Below are 23,661 nucleotides of genomic sequence, written 5' to 3' on the forward strand. Positions count from 1 at the left end.
CTTACTTCGTGCTGCCGAGCAGGGTCTTGACGCGAGCAATCTCGCGACGGACCCGGCGAATGTCGTGGGTCTTCGGCAGCTGGCCGGTGACCTGCTGCATACGGACAGAGAACTGTTCCTTACGCAGGTCGATCAGGTGGGCCTTGAGTTCGTCAGCCGACTTTTCACGGAGAGTTTTGATATCCATCAGCGCACCGTACGGGTCACGAAAGTGGTGGTGACCGAGAGCTTGGCGGCGGCCAGGCGGAACGCCTCGCGAGCCACTTCCTCGGAAACACCCTCGATTTCATAGATCATGCGGCCGGGCTGGATCTGGGCCACCCAGTATTCCACGTTACCCTTACCCGAACCCATTCGAACTTCGATGGGCTTCTTGGTGATGGGCTTGTCGGGGAACACGCGGATCCACATCTTGCCGCCGCGCTTGACGTAGCGGCTGATCGAGCGGCGGGCCGCTTCGATCTGACGCGCGGTCAGCTGACCGTGTGCGGTTGCCTTCAGGCCGTATTCGCCGAAGCTGACAGCGTTGGCGCTCCAGCTCAGGCCATCGTTACGGCCCTTGTGTACCTTGCGGTACTTGGTTCGCTTGGGTTGCAACATTGTCGTTACCTCGCTTCACGGGCCGGGCGCTGACGGTCACCACGGTCGCCGCGATCGTGACGATCGTTGCGCGACGGGGTGTCGTCCTGCTTTTCCTGGCCAACCTGGGAGAAATCGAAGACCTCGCCCTTGTAGATCCAGACCTTGATGCCGATGATGCCGTAGGTCGTCTTGGCTTCAGCGAAGCCATAGTCGATGTCGGCACGCAGGGTGTGCAGCGGCACGCGGCCTTCGCGGTACCACTCCGAACGGGCGATTTCAGCACCGTTGAGGCGGCCACCAACGTTGACCTTGATGCCCAGGGCACCCAGGCGCATCGCGTTGCCGACCGAGCGCTTCATTGCACGGCGGAACATGATGCGACGCTCCAGCTGCTGGGCGATCGACTCGGCAACGAGCTGCGCGTCCAGTTCCGGCTTGCGCACTTCGGTGACGTTGATGTGCGCCGGGACGCCCATCATCTCGCTCACTTCCTTGCGCAGCTTCTCGATGTCCTCACCGCGCTTGCCGATCACCACGCCCGGACGGGCGGTGTGGATCGTCACGCGAGCGGTCTTGGCCGGACGCTCGATCAGGATCTTGCTGATGCCGGCCTGGGCCAGCTTCTTGCGCAGCATTTCGCGCACTTTCAGGTCGGCTGCCAGGTAACCGGCGAACTCGGCCTTGTTGGCGTACCACTTGGAGTTCCAGTCCTTGGAAATGCCGAGGCGGATACCAATCGGATGAACTTTATGACCCATGGTCTTTTCCTTATCCGCTTACTTGGCGGCGCCCACAACCACAGTGATGTGGCTGGTGCGCTTGAGGATGCGGGTACCGCGGCCTTTCGCCCGCGCCATGAAACGCTTCAGGGTCGGACCTTCATCAACCATGATGGTCTGAACCTTCAGCTCGTCGACGTCGGCGCCCTGGTTGTTCTCGGCGTTGGCAATTGCCGACTCCACCACCTTCTTGATCAGGTGGGCAGCCTTCTTGTCCGAGAACTTCAGCAGGTTGACCGCACGTTCGGCCGGCAGACCGCGCACCTGGTCAGCGACCAGACGAGCCTTCTGCGGGGAGATGCGCGCAGTGCGCAGGATGGCTTTCGCTTCCATTGTCATCTCTCCTTACTTGCCCGACTTCTTGTCACCACCGTGACCCTTGAAGGTCCGGGTGATGGCAAATTCGCCGAGCTTGTGGCCGACCATGTTCTCGTTGACGAGAACCGGGATGTGGTTCTTGCCGTTATGCACGGCAATGGTGATGCCTACCATGTCAGGCAGGATCATCGAACGGCGCGACCAGGTCTTGATCGGCTTCTTGCTGCCCGCAGCGGCCTCCACCTTCTTGACGAGGTGGTGATCGACGAACGGGCCCTTCTTGAGTGAACGTGCCATGGTCGATTAGCCCCTACGATCGCGGACGATGAACTGCTGAGTGCGCTTGTTATGGCGCGTCTTGTAACCCTTGGTCGGAACACCCCACGGGGTGACCGGATGCGGGTTACCCTGGCCGGCCTTGGCCTCACCACCACCGTGCGGGTGGTCAACCGGGTTCATGGCAGCACCACGAACGGTCGGGCGGACGCCGCGCCAACGCTTGGCACCGGCCTTGCCCAGCTTTTCCAGGCTGTGCTCGTCGTTGCCGACTTCGCCGATGGTGGCGCAGCACTCGACCGGAACCTTGCGCATTTCACCCGAGCGCAGGCGCAGGGTGGCGTAGATGCCTTCGCGAGCCACCAGCTGCACGGCCGCACCAGCGGCGCGAGCGATCTGAGCGCCCTTGCCCGGCTTCAGCTCGATGCAGTGGATGGTGGTGCCGACCGGGATGTTGCGCAGCGGCAGGGTGTTGCCGGCCTTGATCGGGGCGTCCGAACCAGCGATCACCTGATCACCGGCCTTCAGGCCCTTCGGGGCGATGATGTAGCGACGCTCACCATCGACGTAGCACAGCAGGGCGATGTGGGCGGTGCGGTTCGGATCGTATTCGATGCGTTCCACGCGCGCCGGGATGCCCAGCTTGTTGCGCTTGAAGTCGATGATGCGGTAGTGCTGCTTGGCACCACCACCGACGTGACGCACGGTGATGCGGCCGTGGTGGTTGCGGCCACCCGAGCGGCTCTGCGACTCGACCAGTGCGGCGTGCGGAGCACCCTTGTGCAGGTCGGGCGTAACCACGCGCACGGCCGAACGGCGGCCGGGGGAAGTGGGCTTGAATTTCATCAATGGCATGGGATGTACCTCAGGCCTTGGCCGTTACATCGATCGACTGGCCGTCGGCCAGGCGAACGTACGCCTTGCGCCAATCGCCGCGGCGGCCAGCACGGTTACGGAAGGACTTGTTCTTGCCCTTGACGTTGACCACGTTGACGGCTTCGACCTTGACGTCGAACAGCTGCTCAACCGCGGCCTTTACATCGGCCTTGGTGGCTTCGTTCGAAACTTCGAAGACATACTGGTTGGAGAGTTCCTGCAGGCGCGCGGTCTTTTCGGAGACACGCGGGGCACGCAGCACGCTGAAGATTTTTTCGTTGCTGTTCATGCCAGCCACTCCTCGACCTTCTTGACCGCGTCAGCGGTGATGACGACCGTGTCGGCACCCACCAGCGAGACCGGATCCAGACCCTGGACGTCACGCACCTGCACGTACGGCAGATTGCGGGCGGACAGGTACAGGTGCTCGGACGCTTCTTCGGTGACGATCAGCGGGCGCTTGCCCACTTCCAGGCCGGCCAGCTTGGCGATCAGACCCTTCGTGTTGGTCACTTCGACATCGAAGGACTCCACGATGGTCAGACGGCCCTGACGGTTCAGCTCGGACAGGATCGCGCACATGGCGGCACGGTACTGCTTACGATTGACCTTCTGCTCGAAGCTGCGCGGCTTGGCCGCGAAGGTGACACCGCCGCCGACGAAGATCGGAGCCGTCAGTGCGCCATGACGCGCGCCGCCGCCCTTCTGCTTCTTCGACTTCTTGGTGGTACCAGCCACTTCGGAGCGAGTCTTCTGTGCCTTGGTGCCGGCGCGACCGGCGTTGCGGTAGGCAACGACGACCTGGTGGACCAGATCTTCGCTGAAATCGCGACCGAACACGGCGTCGGAGACCGAGACCTTGTTGTTGCTACCCGTGATAACGAGTTCCATCGTCATCTCTCCTTATGCCTTGCTCGCCGGACGGACGATCACATCGCCACCCGCCGCGCCCGGAACGGCGCCGCGAACGGCGATCAGACCGCGCTCGACGTCGACCTTGACCACTTCCAGGTTCTGGGTGCTCTGCTGCACCGCGCCCATGTGGCCCGACATCTTCTTGCCCGGGAAAACGCGACCCGGGGTCTGGCGCTGACCCAGCGAACCCGGCGCGCGATGCGACAGCGAGTTACCGTGGGTTGCATCGCCCATACGGAAGTTGTGGCGCTTGATGGTGCCCTGGAAGCCCTTGCCCTTGGTGACACCCTGGACGTCGACGATCTGGCCGACTTCGAAGATGTCCGCCTTGACTTCGCCGCCAACGGCGAAATCGCCGAGCTGCGCGTCTTCAACGCGGAACTCCCACAGGCCACGACCCGCTTCCACCTTCGCCTTGGCGAAGTGGCCGGCTTCCGGCTTGTTGACCAGGGCAGCGCGACGCGCGCCGACGGTCACCTGCACGGCGCTGTAGCCGTCGGTTTCGACGGTCTTGATCTGCGCGATGCGGTTCGGGGTTGCTTCGATCAGGGTCACCGGGATGGAACGGCCATCTTCGGTGAACACGCGGCTCATGCCGGCCTTGCGGCCCACGAAGCCCAACGAATACTTCTTCGTCATGGTCGTAGTCCTCAGGTCAGCTTGATCTGAACGTCGACGCCGGCAGCCAGTTCGAGCTTCATCAGCGCGTCCACGGTCTTGTCATTCGGGTCAACGATATCGAGCACGCGCTTGTGCGTGCGGGTCTCGTACTGGTCACGCGCGTCCTTGTCGACGTGCGGGGAGACGAGAACGGTGTAACGCTCGATCTTGGTCGGCAGCGGGATCGGGCCACGCACTTGCGCGCCGGTCCGCTTTGCCGTTTCAACGATCTCGCTGGCCGAACGGTCGATCAGACGATGATCGAACGCTTTCAGCCGGATCCGGATCTTTTGGTCCGCCATGGCGGTAGGTTCCTTCGTTAAAAGAGCGACAGACAAAGCCTCTGGGTTGCTTTGCCCCATGAAATTCCTGAATACGGACGGCCCGCAGTCCTGCAGGCCGACAAGGTCACTCCATGGACCTCAAAAACGTAGGCAGACCAGTTTCCCGGCCTGCCCAGACGTAGAAGCATAATGGCACGCAAGGCAGCTGTCAACAGTCGCCTGTTGACGCCGCCTGAATGGCATTGACCCTTCCTGGTCCGGGGAACACAAGGCACATCCTGTGCCTGCTTTCCCATTTGATACGCCCCGATGCCCTACCCAGGCAACATCGGGGCGCAGATACTACCAGATTACTCGATGATCTTCGAGACCACGCCGGCGCCGACGGTACGGCCGCCTTCGCGGATGGCGAAGCGCAGGCCTTCGTCCATTGCCACCGGGTTGATCAGGGTGACGACCATCTTGACGTTGTCACCCGGCATCACCATTTCGACGCCTTCCGGCAGCGCAGCTGCGCCGGTGATGTCGGTGGTGCGGAAGTAGAACTGCGGACGGTAGCCGTTGAAGAACGGGGTGTGGCGGCCGCCCTCGTCCTTCGACAGGACGTACACTTCGCCTTCGAACTTGGTGTGCGGCTTGATCGTGCCCGGCTTGGCCAGCACCTGGCCACGCTCGACGTCGTCACGCTTGGTGCCGCGCAGCAGCAGGCCAGCGTTGTCGCCTGCCTGACCCTGGTCCAGCAGCTTGCGGAACATTTCAACGCCGGTCACGGTGGTCTTCTGCACCGGACGGATGCCGACGATTTCGATTTCGTCGCCAACCTTGATCACGCCGCGCTCGATACGACCGGTCACCACGGTGCCGCGGCCCGAGATCGAGAACACGTCTTCCACCGGCATCAGGAACGGCTTGTCGATCGCACGCTCCGGCTCCGGAATCCAGCTGTCCAGCGCGTCGACCAGCTTCAGGATGGCCGGCACGCCGATGTCGCTCTGGTCGCCTTCCAGCGCCAGGCGGGCCGAACCGGCGATGATCGGGGTGTCGTCGCCCGGGAACTCGTACTTGCTCAGCAGTTCGCGCACTTCCATCTCGACCAGCTCGAGCAGCTCGGCGTCGTCGACCATGTCGGCCTTGTTCAGGAACACGACGATGTACGGCACGCCGACCTGGCGCGACAGCAGGATGTGCTCACGGGTCTGCGGCATCGGGCCGTCAGCGGCCGAGCACACCAGGATCGCGCCGTCCATCTGGGCGGCACCGGTGATCATGTTCTTGACGTAGTCAGCGTGGCCCGGGCAGTCAACGTGGGCGTAGTGACGGATCGGGGATTCGTATTCGACGTGCGCGGTCGAGATCGTGATACCACGAGCCTTTTCTTCCGGCGCGGCGTCGATCGAGGAGTAATCCTTGAACTCGCCACCGAAGCGCTCGGCACCGATCTTGGTCAGTGCGGCGGTCAGCGTGGTCTTGCCGTGATCGACGTGACCGATGGTGCCGACGTTGACGTGCGGCTTGGTGCGCTCGAACTTACCCTTTGCCATTGTTCTATACCTTGATTGTTCGTAAGTGGTTTCAAGAGAGGCTGAGCGAGGCTCAGCCCTTCTTCATGACGGCTTCGGCGATGTTGGTCGGAGCCGGCTCGTAGTGATCGAATTCCATGGTGAAGGTGGCGCGGCCCTGGGTCTGCGAACGCAGCGCAGTGGCGTAGCCGAACATTTCACCCAGCGGGATCATCGCGTTGATGATGCTGGCCGAACCGTCACCGGTGGTGTCGGAACCCTGCAGCACGCCGCGACGACGGCTGACGTCGCCCATCACGTCACCCTGGTAATCCTCCGGGGTCACGATCTCGACCTTCATGATCGGCTCCAGCAGCACCGGCTTGGCCTTGGCGAAGCCCTGCTTGAAGGCCATCGACGAAGCCAGCTTGAACGCCATTTCCGAGGAGTCGACGTCGTGGTACGAACCGAACACCAGCTTCACCTTGACGTCCACGACCGGGAAGCCAGCCAGCGGACCGCTGGTGATGGTTTCGCGCAGGCCCTTTTCAACCGACGGAATGAATTCCTTCGGGATCACGCCGCCGGTGATGTCGTTGATGAACAGGAAGTCGTCCTTGATGGCCGGAGCCAGCTTCGGATCGGCACGGTCTTCAGCGGTGATCGGCGACAGCTCGATCACGACGTGACCGTACTGACCCTTACCACCGGACTGCTTGGCGTGCTTGTAGTCCGACTTGACGTCGGCCAGGGTGATGGTTTCGCGGTAGGCCACCTGCGGCGCGCCGACGTTGGCTTCAACGTTGAACTCGCGCTTCAGGCGGTCGACGATGATGTCCAGGTGCAGCTCGCCCATGCCCGAGATGATGGTCTGGCCGGATTCTTCGTCGGTCTTGACGCGGAACGACGGATCTTCCTGCGCCAGACGGCCCAGGGCCAGACCCATCTTTTCCTGGTCCGACTTGGTCTTCGGCTCGACGGCCATCGAGATCACCGGCTCCGGGAAGGTCATGCGCTCCAGGATGATCGGCGCGTCCACGGCGCACAGGGTGTCACCGGTGGTGGTGTCCTTCAGGCCCACGGCAGCAGCGATGTCACCAGCCAGAACTTCCTTGATTTCCTCGCGGTTGTTCGAGTGCATCTGCAGGATGCGACCGATGCGCTCCTTCTTGCCCTTCACCGAGTTCAGCACGGTGTCGCCACCGTTCAGGGTGCCCGAGTAGACGCGGAAGAAGGTCAGCGCGCCGACGAACGGGTCGGTGATGATCTTGAAGGCCAGCGACGAGAACGGAGCCTTGTCGTCCGACTTGCGGGTCATCTCGACGGTGTCGTCGTCAACGTCCACGCCCTTCACGTCCGGCACGTCGACCGGCGACGGCAGCAGCTGGATCACGCCGTCCAGCATGGCCTGCACGCCCTTGTTCTTGAAGGCCGAGCCGCAGTACATCGGCACGATCTCGGTGGCCAGGGTGCGGGTACGCAGCGCGTTGATGATTTCAGCCTCGGCCAGCTCCTCGCCGCCCAGGTACTTTTCCATCAGCTCTTCGCTGGCTTCGGCAGCGGTCTCGACCATGAACTGGCGAGCCTCTTCGGCAGCCGCCTGCAGATCGGCCGGGATGTCGCTGTATTCGAACTTCATGCCCTGCGAAGCCTCATCCCAATGGATGGCCTTCATCTTCAGCAGGTCGACAACGCCCTTGAAGTTGTCTTCAGCGCCGATCGGCAGCTGCATCGGCACGGCGACCGCGCCCAGCTTGGCCTTCAGCTGGCCGACGACCTTCTGGAAGTTGGCACCGGTGCGGTCCATCTTGTTGACGAACGCGATGCGCGGCACGTGGTACTTGTTGGCCTGGCGCCACACGGTTTCCGACTGCGGCTGCACGCCACCGACGGCACACAGGACGAAGACGGCACCGTCGAGCACGCGCAGCGAGCGCTCCACTTCGATGGTGAAGTCGACGTGCCCGGGGGTGTCGATGATGTTGAAGCGGTGCTCCGGCAGGGACTTGTCCATGCCCTTCCAGAACGCGGTGGTGGCAGCGGACTGGATCGTGATGCCACGCTCCTGCTCCTGCTCCATCCAGTCCATGGTGGCGGCGCCGTCGTGCACTTCACCGATCTTGTGGCTCTTGCCGGTGTAGAACAGGATGCGCTCGGACGTGGTGGTCTTGCCGGCATCGATGTGAGCCATGATGCCGAAGTTACGGTAACGCTCGATGGGAGTGGAACGGGCCACGGGAGCCTCTCAGATTTCTTGGATTTCGGATGGCCGAACGCCGCCTTTCGGCGGCCTTCGGATTGGCGCAGCCCTTCTGGGACCGCGAGGCAGCACGCACCGAAGTGGTGCTGCCCTGCCTGTTTTACAAGGCCGTCAAACTCACCAGCGGTAGTGGGCGAATGCCTTGTTGGCTTCGGCCATGCGGTGGGTTTCTTCGCGCTTCTTGATGGCGCCGCCACGGTTTTCCGAGGCGTCGATCAGTTCAGCAGCCAGCTTCTTCGGCATGGTGTTCTCACCACGCTTGCGCGCGGAGTCGATCAGCCAGCGCATGGCCAGGGCCATCTTGCGCGACGAACGCACTTCGACCGGCACCTGGTAGGTGGCACCACCGACGCGACGCGACTTGACTTCGACCGCCGGAGCGACGTTGTCCAGAGCCTTCTGCACCAGTTCAATGGCGTTGGCGCTGCTGTTCTTCTCGGTGATCACGTCCATGGCGCCGTACACGATCTTTTCGGCGACGGACTTCTTGCCGCTCTGCATGACCATGTTGATGAAGCGGGCGATGGTTTCGCTTCCGTGCTTCGGATCGGGCAGGACGGAACGCTGCGGAGTATTACCCTTACGCGACATAGTGCTCTCTCCTTATGCCTTCGGACGCTTGGCGCCGTACTTGGAACGGGCCTGGCGACGCTTGGCAACGCCGGCGGCGTCGAGTGAGCCACGAACGGTGTGGTAACGCACACCCGGCAGGTCCTTGACGCGACCGCCGCGGATCAGGACCACGGAGTGCTCCTGCAGGTTGTGGCCTTCACCACCGATGTAGGAAATCACTTCTTCCTGGTTGGTCAGGCGGACCTTGGCAACCTTGCGCAGAGCCGAGTTCGGCTTCTTCGGAGTGGTGGTGTAGACACGGGTGCAGACGCCACGGCGCTGCGGGCACTTGTCGAGCGCCGGCGAGGCACTCTTGTAGGTGGTCGCTTGCCGCGGCTTGCGGACCAGCTGGTTGATCGTCGCCATCAGTAGGTTCTTCTGATTGGTGGCCGGAAAATCCGACCAGAGATGCGGAAATGTTAAAGCAGGCCGAAATTCTGGCCTGCTGAGACAGACGATTGTAGCAACCTGCCAGGAAAGCAGTCAAACGCCTCCTGTCAAGCCCGTCCCTGATCCCGGGACGTTACTGGGGGGCCTCCATGTACCCCGTTCAGGTTGACAGGGTCGATCGCGGACGATCTCCCCTGCCCTTTCCCAATCCCATCGATGGACCGATGGGGTGGTCCGGCCTTGCGGCCGGACCGGCTACCTCATTCTTCGCCCGACGCCTGTTCAGCTTCGGCTTCAACCACCGGCGCCTCGACCGCGACCGGGGTACCGGCCAGGGTCTGCATTTCCGACTCGGTGAGACCGGAAGCGCCGCGACGGCGGTTGCTGTGGTACGCCAGGCCGGTACCGGCCGGAATCAGGCGACCCACGATGACGTTTTCCTTCAGGCCACGCAGGTTGTCCGAGGTGCCGCGGACGGCCGCTTCGGTCAGCACGCGGGTGGTTTCCTGGAACGAAGCGGCCGAGATGAACGATTCGGTCGCCAGCGACGCCTTGGTGATACCCAGCAGGACCGGATCGAAGTGCGCCGGCAGCTCGTTGCGGGCCGACAGGCGCGCATTTTCCTCGATAACGCGCTGACGCTCCACCTGTTCGCCGTTCAGGAACTTGCTGCTGCCCTGATCGGTGATCTCGACCTTGCGCAGCATCTGGCGGGTGATCACCTCGATGTGCTTGTCGTTGATCTTCACGCCCTGCAGGCGGTACACGTCCTGGATTTCCTTCACCAGGTAGGCCGCCAGCGGCTCGACGCCCAGCAGGCGCAGGATGTCCTGCGGGCTCGGCTCGCCGTCCACGATGGTTTCACCCTTGGTGACATGCTCGCCTTCGAACACGATGACCTGGCGGTACTTCGGGATCAGCTCTTCGTGCTCCGAACCATCGGTGTCCTTGATGATCAGGCGCTGCTTGCCCTTGGTGTCCTTGCCGAAGCTGATGATGCCCGAACGCTCGGCCAGCACCGCCGGATCCTTCGGCTTGCGCGCTTCGAACAGGTCGGCCACGCGCGGCAGACCACCGGTGATGTCGCGGGTCTTCGACGCTTCCTGCGGGATCTTGGCGACGACGTCGCCCACGCCCACCGGGGCGCCGTCCTGCAGGTTGACGATCGAACGCGGCGGCAGCAGGTACTGCGCCGGCAGGTCGGTGCCCGGAATCGACAGGTCGTTGCCCTTGGCGTCGACGATGCGCACGATCGGGCGCAGGTCCTTGGCCTGGGTACCACGACGCTTCGGATCGGTGATTTCGCGCGAAGCCAGGCCGGTCAGCTCGTCGGTCTTCTCGATGACGGTGATGCCATCAACGAAGTCGATGAAGCGGATGAAGCCGGCCACTTCCGACACGATCGGGTGGTTATGCGGATCCCAGTTGGCCACGGTCTGGCCAGCCTTGATCGCATCACCGTCCTTGGACGTGATGGTCGCACCGTACGGCAGCTTGTAACGCTCACGCTCACGGCCGTGGGCATCGAGCACCGAGATTTCGCCCGAGCGCGACACTGCGACCAGCGAGCCGTTGGCATGCTCGACCGACTTGAGGTTGCTGAACTTGACCGAGCCGGTGGTCTTGACGGTGATGTTGTCGACCGCTGCAGCTCGCGACGCCGCACCACCGATGTGGAACGTACGCATGGTCAGCTGGGTACCCGGCTCACCGATGGACTGCGCGGCGATGACGCCGACTGCTTCACCGATGTTGACCAGGTGGCCACGGGCCAGGTCGCGGCCGTAGCAGCGCGAGCAGACACCGAACGCCGATTCGCAGGAGATGGTCGAGCGGACCTTGATGGTCTGCACGCCGGCATCTTCCAGCTTGGCGACCCAGGCTTCGTCGAGCAGGGTGTTGCGGGTGACGATCGGATCCTCGTCGTTGCCCGGCAGGAACACGTCCTCGGCAACCACGCGGCCCAGCACGCGGTCCTTCAGCGGCTCGACCACGTCGCCGCCTTCCACGATCGGGGTCATGATCAGGCCTTCGGTGGTACCGCAATCCACCTCGGTGATCACCACGTCCTGCGCGACGTCGACCAGACGACGGGTCAGGTAACCCGAGTTCGCGGTCTTCAGTGCGGTATCGGCCAGACCCTTACGGGCACCGTGGGTGGAGTTGAAGTACTCCTGCACGTTCAGGCCTTCGCGGAAGTTCGCCTTGATGGGCGTCTCGATGATCGAGCCGTCCGGGCGGGCCATCAGGCCGCGCATGCCCGCCAGCTGACGGATCTGCGCCTGCGAACCACGCGCACCGGAGTCGGCCATGATGTACAGCGAGTTCATCGACTTCTGGTCGATGGTCTCGCCCTTGGCATTGACCACCTTCTCGGTACCGATGGTGTCCATCATCGCCTTGGCGATGCGCTCGTTGGTGCGCGACCAGATGTCGACCACCTTGTTGTAGCGCTCGCCGGCGGTGACCAGGCCCGACTGGTACTGCTCCTGGATTTCCAGCACTTCGGCTTCGGCCTCGGTGAGGATGCCCTTCTTCTCGTCCGGGATCAGCATGTCGTCGATGCCGATCGAGACGCCGGCGCGGGTCGCGTAGGCGAAGCCGGTGTACATCAGCTTGTCGGCGAACACGACCGTGTCCTTCAGGCCCAGCTGGCGGTAGCTGGAGTTGATCAGGCGGCTGATGTTCTTCTTGGTCAGCTCGGTGTTGGCCAGCGCGAACGGCAGGCCTTCCGGCAGGATTTCAGCCAGCAGGGCGCGACCGATCGTGGTGTCCACGATCGAGGTCTTGTTCTGCTTGTTGCCGTCTTCGTCGGTCACCACCTCGGTGATGCGGACCTTGACCTTGGCGTGCAGTTCCACCACACGGTTGTCGTAGGCACGCTTCACTTCGGCGATATTGGCGAAGGCCATGCCCTCGCCCTTCTTGTTTTCCAGCGAGCGGGTCATGTAGTACAGACCCAGCACGACGTCCTGCGACGGCACGATGATCGGCTCGCCGTTGGCCGGCGACAGGATGTTGTTGGTCGACATCATCAGCGCACGCGCTTCCAGCTGGGCTTCCAGCGAGAGCGGCACGTGGACGGCCATCTGGTCACCGTCGAAGTCGGCGTTGAACGCGGTGCAGACCAGCGGGTGCAGCTGGATGGCCTTGCCTTCGATCAGCACCGGCTCGAACGCCTGGATGCCCAGACGGTGCAGGGTCGGCGCACGGTTCAGCATCACCGGATGCTCGCGGATGACCTCTTCCAGGATGTCCCAGACTTCGGCTTCTTCGCGCTCGACCAGCTTCTTGGCGGCCTTGATGGTGGTGGCCAGGCCACGACGCTGCAGCTTGGCGAAGACGAACGGCTTGAACAGCTCCAGCGCCATCTTCTTCGGCAGGCCGCACTGGTGCAGGCGCAGGTACGGACCGACCACGATGACCGAACGGCCCGAGTAGTCGACGCGCTTGCCGAGCAGGTTCTGGCGGAAGCGACCCTGCTTGCCCTTGATCATGTCGGCCAGCGACTTCAGCGGGCGCTTGTTGGTGCCGGTGATGGCACGGCCGCGACGGCCGTTGTCCAGCAGCGCATCGACCGATTCCTGCAGCATGCGCTTTTCATTGCGCACGATGATGTCCGGCGCGCTCAGCTCGAGCAGGCGGCGCAGGCGGTTGTTGCGGTTGATGACGCGGCGGTACAGGTCGTTCAGGTCGGAGGTCGCGAAGCGGCCGCCATCCAGCGGGACCAGCGGGCGCAGGTCCGGCGGCAGCACCGGCAGCACGGTCATGACCATCCACTCCGGACGGTTGCCCGATTCCAGGAAGGCCTCGATCAGCTTGATGCGCTTGGTCAGTCGCTTCAGCTTGGTTTCCGAACCGGTAGCGGCGATTTCCTCGCGCAGGCGGGTCATTTCCGACTGCAGGTCGATCGTGCGCAGCAGCTCGTACACCGCCTCGGCGCCCATCGCGGCGTCGAAGTCGTCACCGTGCTCCTGGCGGGCCTGCAGGTACTGTTCTTCGGTCAGCAGCTGGCGGCGCTCCAGGGCGGTCAGGCCCGGCTCGGTCACCACGTACGCTTCGAAGTACAGCACGCGCTCGATATCGCGCAGGGTCATGTCCAGCATCAGGCCGATGCGCGACGGCAGCGACTTCAGGAACCAGATGTGCGCGACCGGCGACGCCAGGTCGATGTGGCCCATGCGCTCACGGCGCACCTTGGCCAGGGTCACTTCGGTGCCGCACTTTTCGCAGACCACGCCGCGGTGCTTCATGCGCTTGTACTTGCCGCACAGGCACTCGTAGTCCTTCACCGGGCCGAAGATGGCGGCGCAGAACAGGCCGTCGCGTTCCGGCTTGAAGGTACGGTAGTTGATGGTTTCCGGCTTCTTCACTTCGCCGAAGGACCACGAACGGATCAGGTCCGGCGAGGCCAGCGCGATCTTGATCGCGTCGAAGTCCAGCGTCTGGCGCTGCTGGTTGAAGAGGTTGAGCAGGTCTTTCATGGTGTTCTCCAGAAGGAGGAATGCTGTGTCGATGGGCTTTCAGTTGACTGCCAGCGGCGCGGCGGCGGAGGCCGCCGCGCCGGCATGGATCAGTTGTCTTCCAGTTCCATGTTGATGGCCAGCGAGCGGATTTCCTTCACGAGCACGTTGAAGGATTCCGGCATGCCCGCGACCATCTCGTGCTCACCGTCGACAATGTTCTTGTACATCTGGTTGCGGCCCTGCACGTCATCGGACTTCACCGTCAGCATTTCCTGCAGGGTGTAGGCCGCGCCGTAGGCTTCCAGCGCCCAGACTTCCATTTCACCGAAGCGCTGGCCGCCGAACTGCGCCTTGCCGCCCAGCGGCTGCTGGGTGACGAGCGAGTACGGACCGGTCGAACGGGCGTGCATCTTGTCGTCGACCAGGTGGTTCAGCTTCAGGTAGTGCATGTAGCCAACGGTGGTGTGGCGATCGAAGGCTTCACCGGTGCGGCCGTCGTACAGCTGGGTCTGGCCGCTGCTCGGCAGGTCGGCCAGTTCCAGCATGCGCTTGATTTCCGCTTCGGTGGCGCCGTCGAACACCGGGGTAGCCATCGGCACGCCGTCGGTCAGGTTGCGGGCCAGGCGCAGCAGTTCCTCGTCGCTGAACTGCGACAGGTCGACACGGTTGGCCACGTTGGTGTCGTCGTGGTTGTAGATGTCGTCCAGGAACTTGCGCAGGTCGGCGACCGCCGCCTGGGCTTCCATCATCGCCTGGATCTTGCGACCCAGACCCTTGGCGGCCCAGCCCAGGTGCACTTCCAGAATCTGGCCGATGTTCATGCGCGACGGCACGCCCAGCGGGTTCAGCACGATGTCCACGGTTTCGCCCGAGGCCATGTACGGCATGTCCTCGACCGGCACCACGTTGGAGACCACACCCTTGTTGCCGTGGCGGCCAGCCATCTTGTCGCCCGGCTGGATGCGGCGCTTCACGGCCAGGAACACCTTGACCATCTTCAGAACGCCCGGAGCGAGGTCGTCACCGGCGGTGATCTTGCCGCGCTTGTCGGCGAAGCGACGCTCGAACTCCTTCTCGTGCGCCTGGATCTGCTTCTGCGCGCGCTCGATGGCTTCCGAAGCGTCCTCGTCCTTCATGCGCAGGGCGAACCAGTCAGCCTTCTTCAGGCCGTCCAGGAAGGCGTCGGTGATCACGTCACCCTTCTTCAGGCCAGCGCCACCGTTGACCACCTTGCCCACGATCTGCGAACGCAGACGCATGTAGATGGCGGCTTCCAGGATGCGGAACTGGTCGTCGAAGTCCTTCTTGACGCGCTTGATTTCAGATTCTTCGATCTGGCGGGCGCGCTTGTCCTTCTCGATGCCGTCGCGGGTGAAGACCTGCACGTCGATGACGGTGCCGTCCATGCCCGGCGGAACGCGCAGCGAGCTGTCCTTCACGTCCGAAGCCTTCTCGCCGAAGATCGCGCGCAGCAGCTTCTCTTCCGGGGTCAGCTGGCTTTCGCCCTTCGGGGTGACCTTGCCGACCAGGATGTCGCCGGCACGGACTTCCGCGCCGATGTACACCACGCCGCTCTCGTCCAGGCGGTTCAGCGCCTGCTCGGAGACGTTCGGGATGTCGGCGGAGATTTCCTCCGGCCCCAGCTTGGTGTCACGCGCGACGCAGGTCAGCTCTTCGATGTGGATCGTGGTGTAACGATCCTCTTCCACCACGCGCTCGGAGAGCAGGATGGAGTCTTCGAAGTTGTAGCCGTTCCACGGCATGAACGCGATCAGCATGTTCTGGCCCAGGGCCAGTTCGCCGATGTCGGTGGACGGACCGTCGGCCAGCACGTCGCCGCGGGCGATGACGTCACCGACCTGGACCAGCGGGCGCTGGTTGATGCAGGTGTTCTGGTTCGAACGGGTGTACTTGACCAGGTTGTAGATGTCCACGCCTGCGTCGGTGGCGCCAACGATCTCTTCCTCGTTGACCTTGACCACGATGCGGGCCGCGTCGATCTGCACGATCTCGCCACCACGACGGGCATTCACGGTCACACCGGAGTCACGCGCCACGGCGCGCTCGATGCCGGTACCGACCAGCGGCTTCTGCGCACGCAGGGTCGGCACGGCCTGACGCTGCATGTTGGCGCCCATCAGTGCGCGGTTGGCGTCATCGTGCTCCAGGAACGGAACCAGCGCGGCCGCGATCGACACGGTCTGCATCGGCGAGACGTCCATGAAGTGGACTTCCGCCGGCGGCTTCAGCAGCGATTCGCCCTGGAAGCGGCACGGGACGAACTGCTCGGTCAGGGTGCCCTTGGCGTCGGTCAGCGCGTTGGCCTGCGCAATGACGTACTCGTTTTCTTCGATCGCCGACAGGAACTCGACTTCGTCATAGACCTTGCCGTCCACGACCTTGCGGTACGGGGTCTCGAGGAAACCGTACTGGTTGGTGCGGGCATACACGGCCAGCGAGTTGATCAGGCCGATGTTCGGGCCTTCCGGGGTTTCGATGGTGCAGACGCGGCCGTAATGGGTCGGGTGCACGTCGCGCACTTCGAAGCCGGCGCGCTCACGGGTCAGACCGCCCGGGCCCAGGGCCGAGACGCGACGCTTGTGAGTCACTTCCGACAGCGGGTTGTTCTGGTCCATGAACTGCGACAGCTGCGAGGAGCCGAAGAACTCCTTGATGGCAGCGGCGACCGGCTTGGCGTTGATCAGTTCCTGCGGGGTCAGGCCTTCCGACTCGGCCATCGACAGGCGCTCCTTGACCGCGCGCTCGACGCGGACCAGGCCGACGCGGAACACGTTCTCGGCCATTTCACCGACCGAACGCACGCGACGGTTGCCCAGGTGATCGATGTCATCGACCACGCCGCGACCGTTGCGGATCTCGGTCAGGACCTTGATCACGTCCAGGATGTCGGAGCTGTCGCCGTGGGCAGCGACCAGGCGCTTGGACTCTTCGTCGTTGCGCTCACCGAAGTACTTGCTGTCGTACAGCACGGCTTCGCCGGTGGTTTCCTTGCGGCCCACGCGACGGTTGAACTTCATGCGGCCGACCGCGGACAGGTCGTAGCGCTCGAAGGTGAAGAACAGGTTGTGGAACAGGTTCTGCGCGGCATCCTTGGTCGGCGGCTCGCCCGGACGCATCATGCGGTAGATCTCGACCAGGGCTTCCAGCTGGGTCTTGGTCGGGTCGATGCGCAGGGTGTTGGACAGGTACGGACCACGATCCAGGTCGTTCACCCACAGGGTGCCGACCGCGTCAACGCCGGCCTTGCGGAAGGCCTGCAGCTGCTCGTCGGTGATCTCGTCGTTGGCCTGGGCCAGCAGCTCGCCGGTGGAGGCATCGACCACGTCGTGCGACAGGATGCGGCCGACGATGTAGTCGTCCGGCACGGCCAGGGCGGCGATGCCCGAGGCTTCCAGCTGCTTGATGTGGCGCGCGGTGATGCGCTTGCCGGCTTCCACGATGACCTTGTCGCCGTCGGCGAGGTCGAAGCCCAGGGTTTCGCCACGCAGGCGCTCCGGCACCAGCTCCAGCTGGACGCCTTCATCCGGATTGATGTGGAAGGTGTTGATCTCGAAGAACTCGGCCAGCATCTCCTCGTTGCTGTAGCCGAGCGCGCGCAGCAGGATCGACACCGGCAGCTTGCGGCGACGGTCGATACGGGTGAACAGCGCGTCCTTCGGGTCGAACTCGAAGTCCAGCCAGGAACCGCGGTAAGGAATGATGCGGGCGCTGTACAGCAGCTTGCCCGAGCTGTGGGTCTTGCCACGGTCGTGGTCGAAGAACACGCCCGGCGAGCGGTGCAGCTGCGAGACGATGACGCGCTCGGTGCCGTTGACGATGAAGGTGCCGTTCTCGGTCATCAGCGGGATTTCGCCCAGATAGACCTCCTGCTCCTTCACGTACTTGATGGCCTTGGTCGACGACTCACGGTCGTAGATCACCAGGCGCACGGTCACGCGCAGCGGGGCGCCGTAGCTCATGCCGCGCTGGCGGCACTCACGCTCGTCGAAGACCGGTTCGCCCAGCTTGTAGCCGACGTATTCCAGGGCAGCATTGCCGCTGTAGCTGGCGATCGGGAAGACCGACTTCAGCGCAGCGTGCAGGCCGTGGTCCGTGCGCTTGGCCGGATCGACGTTTTCCTGCAGGAATTCACGATAGGAATCCACCTGGATGGCGAGCAGGAACGGCACTTCGAGAATCGAGCGCTGCTTGCCGAAATCCTTGCGGATACGCTTTTTTTCGGTGAACGAATAGGACGTCATGAGGTCTTCCACCTTGTTGTGCGGATCGTGCGCCCACGATCCGAAGGGAACTTGAAATTGTCAGTTGGAAGTCGCTGGTATTGCCGGCACCAGCACGCCTTCTCCCGCTACTTCCAACTGCCAACTCGTCTGCTACCACTCCCCCGCTGCCGCGCCGTGCGCTGGCCTGCCGGGGTTTGACTGCAGCCCGTGTTGGGCTTTTTCCTGCTTTTGAAACAGTCGACTAACAGTCGACCCTACCGGTACCGCAACAACGACCAAAGGCCGGGGGCTTACGCCCCCAGCCTTGGCTGCATCGCCGTGAATCGGTGACGATGCAAGGTAACTGCTTACTTGACTTCGACAGTCGCGCCAGCAGCTTCCAGGTCCTTCTTCATCTTCTCGGCGTCTTCCTTCGAAGCGCCTTCCTTCAGGACGCCACCGGCTTCGGCCAGGTCCTTCGCTTCCTTCAGGCCCAGGCCGGTGATGGCGCGGACGGCCTTGATGACCTCGACCTTCTTCTCGCCGGCGGTCTTCAGGGTGACGGTGAACTCGGTCTGCTCTTCAACAGCAGCGGCCGGGCCAGCGGCAGCAGCCACGGCAACCGGAGCAGCGGCGGAGACGCCGAACTTCTCTTCGATGGCCTTGACCAGCTCCATCACTTCCATCAGGGACTTCTCGGCGATGGCGTCGACGATCTGTTCGTTGGTAAGGGACATGATTAATACCTTTGGATGATTTTCTGGGTTGAGGTTCCGTCAGGAACCACGGTAAGTCGAAACTCAGGCGGTCTCGGCGGCCGGCTCGGCAGCGTCGGCGGCGACATCGCCCCCCCCCTGCTTCTCGCCAACGGCCTTGATGGCGCGGGCAAACATCGTGACCGGCTCGGTCAGGACGCGGGCCAGCATGGCCAGGGCCTGGTCGCGGGTCGGCAGCGAGGCCAGCACTTCGACGTGGCTTGCCGGGAACACTTCGCCACCGATGGCGACGACCTTAGCCTTCAGCTTGTCGTTGCCCTTGGCGGCTTCCTTGATCAGGCGACCGGCAGCGCCGGGCTCCTCGAGCGAGAACGCGTACAGCAGCGGACCAACCATCTGGTCCTGTGCGACTGCGAACTCGGTGCCTTCAACGGCGCGCGAAGCCAGGGTGTTCTTGACAACCTTCAAGAAAACACCGGTTTCACGAGCCTGCTTGCGCATCGCGGTCATCTGGGCGACCGTGGTGCCAGCGTATTCGGCTGCGATCAAGGAGTGGGCCTTGGCGGCGACGTCTGCCAGCTCGGCGACTACTTCTTGCTTCTGGGACAGATTGAGAGCCATTGCACTCCTCCTATTGAACTCCGCTTACGGCTCCTGCCGTGTGCGGTCCTGTGCGGCATCCGTCCTGGACGCCGGGAACATCGGGATGATGTTCCGGGGGTGGGCCGTTCTAGACCTGGAGTGGGCCAACCTGGGAAACCCAGACGTGCGTGAACCAGAAAAACTCCAGAAGGGCACCATCTACGCAGGGTGATTCCGGGGAATCGATTAAGCGCTCATGACTGCTCCGGCGGCGACTCCTTGCCAGATCGAGCTTCCGTGCCCGTCGCCGGTATTGCCACGACCGCGCCTGCGGTCTTTGACGGCTACCGCAGGCGATGCACTGCCAGCGATGCCTTCAAATGTCACGGTCACGGCACCGAAGGTACCGTGACCGCTTGAAACAATTACTTCAGGGTCAGCGACGACTGGTCGACGGTGACGCCCGGGCCCATCGTCGAGCTGACCGAAACCTTCTGCAGGTAGGTGCCCTTCGAGGTGGCCGGCTTGGCCTTGATCAGGTCCAGCAGCAGCGCGGTCAGGTTCGACTTCAGCGCGTCTTCGGCGAAGTCGGCCTTGCCGATGGTGCAGTGGATGATGCCGGCCTTGTCGGTGCGGTAACGGACCTGACCCGACTTGGCGTTCTTCACGGCTTCACCCGGGTTCGGGGAAACGGTGCCGACCTTCGGGTTCGGCATCAGGCCGCGCGGGCCCAGCACGGTGCCCAGCTTACCGACGACACGCATGGCGTCCGGGGTTGCGATGACGACGTCATAGTTCAGATCACCGGCCTGCATCTTCTCGGCCAGATCGTCCATACCGACGGCTTCGGCGCCAGCGGCCAGGGCTTCATCAGCCTTGGCACCGGCCGGAGCGAACACGGCGACGCGGACCGACTTGCCGGTACCGGCCGGCAGCACGGTGGAGCCACGGACCTGCTGGTCGGACTTCTTCGCATCGACGCCCAGGCGCACGGCAACGTCGATCGACTCGACGAACTTGGCCTTGGTGGCGGTCTTCAGGATGTTGATCGCGTCCTCGAAGGCGTACGCCTTGCCCGGAACGACGGCGGCCTTGATGGCCTTCTCACGCTTGGTCTGTGCCATCTTATTAACCCTCCACCACGAGGCCCATGGAACGGGCAGAGCCAGCGATGGTACGCACGGCGGCGTCCAGGTCGGCGGCAGTCAGATCCGGTTCCTTCGCCTTGGCGATCTCTTCCAGCTGCTTACGGGTGACCTTGCCGACCTTCTCGGTGTTCGGGCGCTTGGAGCCCGACGAGATGCCAGCGGCCTTCTTCAGCAGGGTGGTGGCCGGGGTGCTCTTGGTGATGAAGGTGAACGTACGGTCCGAGTAGGCCGTGATGATCACCGGAACCGGCAGACCCGGCTCGAGCTTCTGCGTGGCAGCGTTGAACGCCTTGCAGAATTCCATGATGTTCAGACCACGCTGACCCAGCGCAGGACCGACCGGCGGCGAGGGGTTGGCCTGACCGGCCTTCACCTGCAGCTTGATGTAACCGACAACTTTCTTTGCCATGTGAGTGCTCTCCGGGTGCTAGCGCCTTTCGACAACAGGCTCCCCATCGGACCGGGAATCACGCGTCCCGGCATCGCGTTTTGAAATCATGCTGAAGGCCACCTTGCGGCGGCCTCATCCTGCTGGCTTTCCCAGCAGGGAGCCGCGCACTATAACAGGTTTTTTCTTCACATGCCTGAAGCGGCAGGTAAACGAACGAAACCGGGCCAGGCCCGGTTTCTGGTCCGACGCCGAGCCATGCTCGACGCTACAGACAGGTCAGACGGCCTTTTCGACCTGGCCGAACTCGAGCTCGACCGGGGTCGCACGACCGAAGATCAGCACCGAGACGCGCAGACGGCTCTTCTCGTAGTTGACTTCTTCGACGACGCCATTGAAATCATTGAACGGACCGTCGGTGACGCGGACCATCTGGCCCGGCTCGAACAGCACCTTCGGACGCGGCTTCTCGACACCTTCCTGAACGCGGTTCAGGATGGCCTCGGCCTCGGAATCGGCGATCGGCAATGGACGATCGGCAGTACCGCCGATGAAGCCCATCACACGCGGGGTTTCCTTGACCAGGTGCCAGCTTTCGTTGTCGATGCGCGGAATACCGGCTTCTTCGTGGGTCTCGATCTGGACCAGCACGTAACCCGGGAAGAACTTGCGCTCGGAGCGGCGCTTCTGGCCAGCGCGCATCTCGACCACTTCTTCGGTCGGGACCAGGACGTCGCCGAAGCGCTCTTCCATGCCGTCACGGACGATGCGATCGCGCAGGGCCTGCGCCACCGACTTCTCGAAGCCCGAATAGGCGTGAACGACGTACCAACGCTTCATGCAATTCTCCTTAGCGGCTCAGGAACCACTGAGTCAGTTTCTGGATCAGGAAGTCGAAGCCACCCAGCAGCAGGCTGAGGATGAGCACCACGACGATCACGACCCAGGTCATGCGGATGGCTTCCTGGCGCGTCGGCCAGACCACCTTGCGCAGTTCGAAGCGCGACTCGGAGAGGAATTCGCGGGTGTCGCGCCCCTTGCCGGTCAGCATGAACACGCCGATACCGCCAACCAGACCGACCACGACCGCCAACGCACGCACCTGACCCGCCCACGCACCCAACTGGGCGGCGCGACCGGAGTCGGCGGAGAACCAGAACCAGACGAACAGACCGGCCAGCACCAGCAACGATGCGGCGACATACTTGACGATATCTCCACCATTGGCGGAGTTGTCCTTGGAGTGTTCGATCTTGCTATTCATCCGGCTGTGTCTGCTTTAGCGGCGCAGGCCGCTGGGTAAGGTGGGCAGATGGCACGCCAGGAGGGACTCGAACCCCCAACCTGCGGTTTTGGAGACCGCTGCTCTGCCAATTGAGCTACTGGCGTACGTTGAAAACTTGCCTTCCCTTAGACGGCGAAGGCGGACCGAGGTTCCCGGCCCGCCATTCGCGTAACCGGCGGCGCTATGCAACCACCGGTACTGCAGGCTTACTCGATGATCTTCGAGACCACGCCGGCGCCGACGGTACGGCCGCCTTCGCGGATGGCGAAGCGCAGGCCTTCGTCCATTGCCACCGGGTTGATCAGGGTGACGACCATCTTGACGTTGTCACCCGGCATCACCATTTCGACGCCTTCCGGCAGCGCAGCTGCGCCGGTGATGTCGGTGGTGCGGAAGTAGAACTGCGGACGGTAGCCGTTGAAGAACGGGGTGTGGCGGCCGCCTTCGTCCTTCGACAGGACGTACACTTCGCCTTCGAACTTGGTGTGCGGCTTGATCGTGCCCGGCTTGGCCAGCACCTGGCCACGCTCGACGTCGTCACGCTTGGTGCCGCGCAGCAGCAGGCCAGCGTTGTCGCCTGCCTGACCCTGGTCCAGCAGCTTGCGGAACATTTCAACGCCGGTCACGGTGGTCTTCTGCACCGGACGGATGCCGACGATTTCGATTTCGTCGCCAACCTTGATCACGCCGCGCTCGATACGACCGGTCACCACGGTGCCGCGGCCCGAGATCGAGAACACGTCTTCCACCGGCATCAGGAACGGCTTGTCGATCGCACGCTCCGGCTCCGGAATCCAGCTGTCCAGCGCGTCGACCAGCTTCAGGATGGCCGGCACGCCGATGTCGCTCTGGTCGCCTTCCAGCGCCAGACGGGCCGAACCGGCGATGATCGGGGTGTCGTCGCCCGGGAACTCGTACTTGCTCAGCAGTTCGCGCACTTCCATCTCGACCAGCTCGAGCAGCTCGGCGTCGTCGACCATGTCGGCCTTGTTCAGGAACACGACGATGTACGGCACGCCGACCTGGCGCGACAGCAGGATGTGCTCACGGGTCTGCGGCATCGGGCCGTCAGCGGCCGAGCACACCAGGATCGCGCCGTCCATCTGGGCGGCACCGGTGATCATGTTCTTGACGTAGTCAGCGTGGCCCGGGCAGTCAACGTGGGCGTAGTGACGGATCGGGGATTCGTATTCGACGTGCGCGGTCGAGATCGTGATACCACGAGCCTTTTCTTCCGGCGCGGCGTCGATCGAGGAGTAGTCCTTGAACTCGCCACCGAAGCGCTCGGCACCGATCTTGGTCAGTGCGGCGGTCAGCGTGGTCTTGCCGTGGTCGACGTGACCGATGGTGCCGACATTGACGTGCGGCTTGGTGCGCTCGAACTTACCCTTGGCCATGGCTG

General features: G+C 63.3%; 23 protein-coding genes and 1 tRNA gene. All 24 read right to left on the minus strand.

What is annotated here, in order from left to right; genetic code table 11:
- Window position 1 precedes the first annotated feature (1 nt).
- Window positions 2-187, minus strand: a complete 186-nt coding sequence (gene rpmC, locus ACUVWL_RS13505; RefSeq protein ID WP_004154487.1) for a 50S ribosomal protein L29 — start codon at window positions 185-187, stop codon at window positions 2-4.
- A complete protein-coding gene (rplP, locus tag ACUVWL_RS13510) occupies window positions 187-600 on the minus strand; it encodes a 50S ribosomal protein L16 (protein ID WP_004154486.1) in 414 nt (137 codons plus the stop codon). Before rplP ends, rpmC begins: the two co-directional genes overlap by 1 nt.
- Window positions 601-605: 5 nt before the next feature.
- Window positions 606-1,340, minus strand: a complete 735-nt coding sequence (rpsC, locus tag ACUVWL_RS13515) for a 30S ribosomal protein S3 (protein WP_004145350.1) — start codon at window positions 1,338-1,340, stop codon at window positions 606-608.
- An 18-nt stretch (window positions 1,341-1,358) separates the two neighbouring features.
- Window positions 1,359-1,694 carry a 50S ribosomal protein L22 gene (gene rplV / locus ACUVWL_RS13520; protein WP_004145348.1) on the minus strand — a complete coding sequence of 112 codons (336 nt, stop codon included), beginning with the start codon at window positions 1,692-1,694 and terminating at the stop codon, window positions 1,359-1,361.
- A 12-nt stretch (window positions 1,695-1,706) separates the two neighbouring features.
- On the minus strand, window positions 1,707-1,976 hold the full coding sequence (rpsS, locus tag ACUVWL_RS13525; RefSeq protein ID WP_005415413.1) for a 30S ribosomal protein S19: 270 nt from the start codon (window positions 1,974-1,976) through the stop codon (window positions 1,707-1,709).
- 6 nt (window positions 1,977-1,982) lie between these two features.
- Window positions 1,983-2,810 carry a 50S ribosomal protein L2 gene (rplB, locus tag ACUVWL_RS13530; RefSeq protein ID WP_004145339.1) on the minus strand — a complete coding sequence of 276 codons (828 nt, stop codon included), beginning with the start codon at window positions 2,808-2,810 and terminating at the stop codon, window positions 1,983-1,985.
- Between the two features lie 10 nt (window positions 2,811-2,820).
- Window positions 2,821-3,120, minus strand: coding sequence for a 50S ribosomal protein L23 (rplW, locus tag ACUVWL_RS13535; protein WP_004145338.1), 300 nt, complete (start codon window positions 3,118-3,120; stop codon window positions 2,821-2,823).
- Window positions 3,117-3,722 carry a 50S ribosomal protein L4 gene (gene rplD, locus ACUVWL_RS13540; protein WP_004145337.1) on the minus strand — a complete coding sequence of 202 codons (606 nt, stop codon included), beginning with the start codon at window positions 3,720-3,722 and terminating at the stop codon, window positions 3,117-3,119. Before rplD ends, rplW begins: the two co-directional genes overlap by 4 nt.
- Window positions 3,723-3,734: 12 nt before the next feature.
- Window positions 3,735-4,385: a 50S ribosomal protein L3 gene (gene rplC / locus ACUVWL_RS13545; RefSeq protein WP_004145336.1), complete on the minus strand. Its 651-nt coding sequence runs from the start codon at window positions 4,383-4,385 to the stop codon at window positions 3,735-3,737.
- 11 nt (window positions 4,386-4,396) lie between these two features.
- Window positions 4,397-4,708, minus strand: coding sequence for a 30S ribosomal protein S10 (gene rpsJ / locus ACUVWL_RS13550; protein WP_005408208.1), 312 nt, complete (start codon window positions 4,706-4,708; stop codon window positions 4,397-4,399).
- Window positions 4,709-5,040: 332 nt separating this feature from the next.
- Window positions 5,041-6,231 (minus strand): elongation factor Tu, encoded by a 1,191-nt coding sequence (gene tuf / locus ACUVWL_RS13555; RefSeq protein ID WP_014036096.1) that lies wholly within the window; start codon window positions 6,229-6,231, stop codon window positions 5,041-5,043.
- A gap of 52 nt (window positions 6,232-6,283) precedes the next feature.
- The gene (gene fusA, locus ACUVWL_RS13560; RefSeq protein WP_014646050.1) at window positions 6,284-8,425 is read right to left on the minus strand and encodes an elongation factor G; all 2,142 of its coding nucleotides are present in this window, start codon (window positions 8,423-8,425) and stop codon (window positions 6,284-6,286) included.
- A 141-nt stretch (window positions 8,426-8,566) separates the two neighbouring features.
- Entirely contained in the window at window positions 8,567-9,040 is a 474-nt protein-coding gene (gene rpsG / locus ACUVWL_RS13565; RefSeq protein WP_004145321.1) for a 30S ribosomal protein S7, read from the minus strand.
- Between the two features lie 12 nt (window positions 9,041-9,052).
- On the minus strand, window positions 9,053-9,427 hold the full coding sequence (gene rpsL, locus ACUVWL_RS13570) for a 30S ribosomal protein S12 (protein WP_004145320.1): 375 nt from the start codon (window positions 9,425-9,427) through the stop codon (window positions 9,053-9,055).
- Window positions 9,428-9,711: 284 nt separating this feature from the next.
- Window positions 9,712-13,935, minus strand: a complete 4,224-nt coding sequence (gene rpoC / locus ACUVWL_RS13575) for a DNA-directed RNA polymerase subunit beta' (protein ID WP_053495944.1) — start codon at window positions 13,933-13,935, stop codon at window positions 9,712-9,714.
- Window positions 13,936-14,024: 89 nt separating this feature from the next.
- Window positions 14,025-18,179 carry a DNA-directed RNA polymerase subunit beta gene (gene rpoB / locus ACUVWL_RS13580; protein ID WP_014646048.1) on the minus strand — a complete coding sequence of 1,385 codons (4,155 nt, stop codon included), beginning with the start codon at window positions 18,177-18,179 and terminating at the stop codon, window positions 14,025-14,027.
- A 329-nt stretch (window positions 18,180-18,508) separates the two neighbouring features.
- On the minus strand, window positions 18,509-18,877 hold the full coding sequence (gene rplL / locus ACUVWL_RS13585) for a 50S ribosomal protein L7/L12 (RefSeq protein ID WP_014646047.1): 369 nt from the start codon (window positions 18,875-18,877) through the stop codon (window positions 18,509-18,511).
- A gap of 63 nt (window positions 18,878-18,940) precedes the next feature.
- Window positions 18,941-19,477, minus strand: a complete 537-nt coding sequence (rplJ, locus tag ACUVWL_RS13590) for a 50S ribosomal protein L10 (RefSeq protein ID WP_010480377.1) — start codon at window positions 19,475-19,477, stop codon at window positions 18,941-18,943.
- Between the two features lie 386 nt (window positions 19,478-19,863).
- Window positions 19,864-20,562 (minus strand): 50S ribosomal protein L1, encoded by a 699-nt coding sequence (rplA, locus tag ACUVWL_RS13595; protein ID WP_014646045.1) that lies wholly within the window; start codon window positions 20,560-20,562, stop codon window positions 19,864-19,866.
- A gap of 4 nt (window positions 20,563-20,566) precedes the next feature.
- Window positions 20,567-20,995, minus strand: a complete 429-nt coding sequence (rplK, locus tag ACUVWL_RS13600; protein ID WP_004145248.1) for a 50S ribosomal protein L11 — start codon at window positions 20,993-20,995, stop codon at window positions 20,567-20,569.
- A gap of 258 nt (window positions 20,996-21,253) precedes the next feature.
- Window positions 21,254-21,814 carry a transcription termination/antitermination protein NusG gene (nusG, locus tag ACUVWL_RS13605; protein ID WP_004154362.1) on the minus strand — a complete coding sequence of 187 codons (561 nt, stop codon included), beginning with the start codon at window positions 21,812-21,814 and terminating at the stop codon, window positions 21,254-21,256.
- Window positions 21,815-21,824: 10 nt separating this feature from the next.
- The gene (gene secE, locus ACUVWL_RS13610; protein WP_014646044.1) at window positions 21,825-22,238 is read right to left on the minus strand and encodes a preprotein translocase subunit SecE; all 414 of its coding nucleotides are present in this window, start codon (window positions 22,236-22,238) and stop codon (window positions 21,825-21,827) included.
- A gap of 49 nt (window positions 22,239-22,287) precedes the next feature.
- A tRNA-Trp gene (locus ACUVWL_RS13615) sits at window positions 22,288-22,363 on the minus strand.
- A gap of 102 nt (window positions 22,364-22,465) precedes the next feature.
- Window positions 22,466-23,656 carry an elongation factor Tu gene (gene tuf / locus ACUVWL_RS13620; RefSeq protein WP_014036096.1) on the minus strand — a complete coding sequence of 397 codons (1,191 nt, stop codon included), beginning with the start codon at window positions 23,654-23,656 and terminating at the stop codon, window positions 22,466-22,468.
- Window positions 23,657-23,661 lie beyond the last annotated feature (5 nt).

The organism is Stenotrophomonas muris (genome assembly GCF_052751275.1).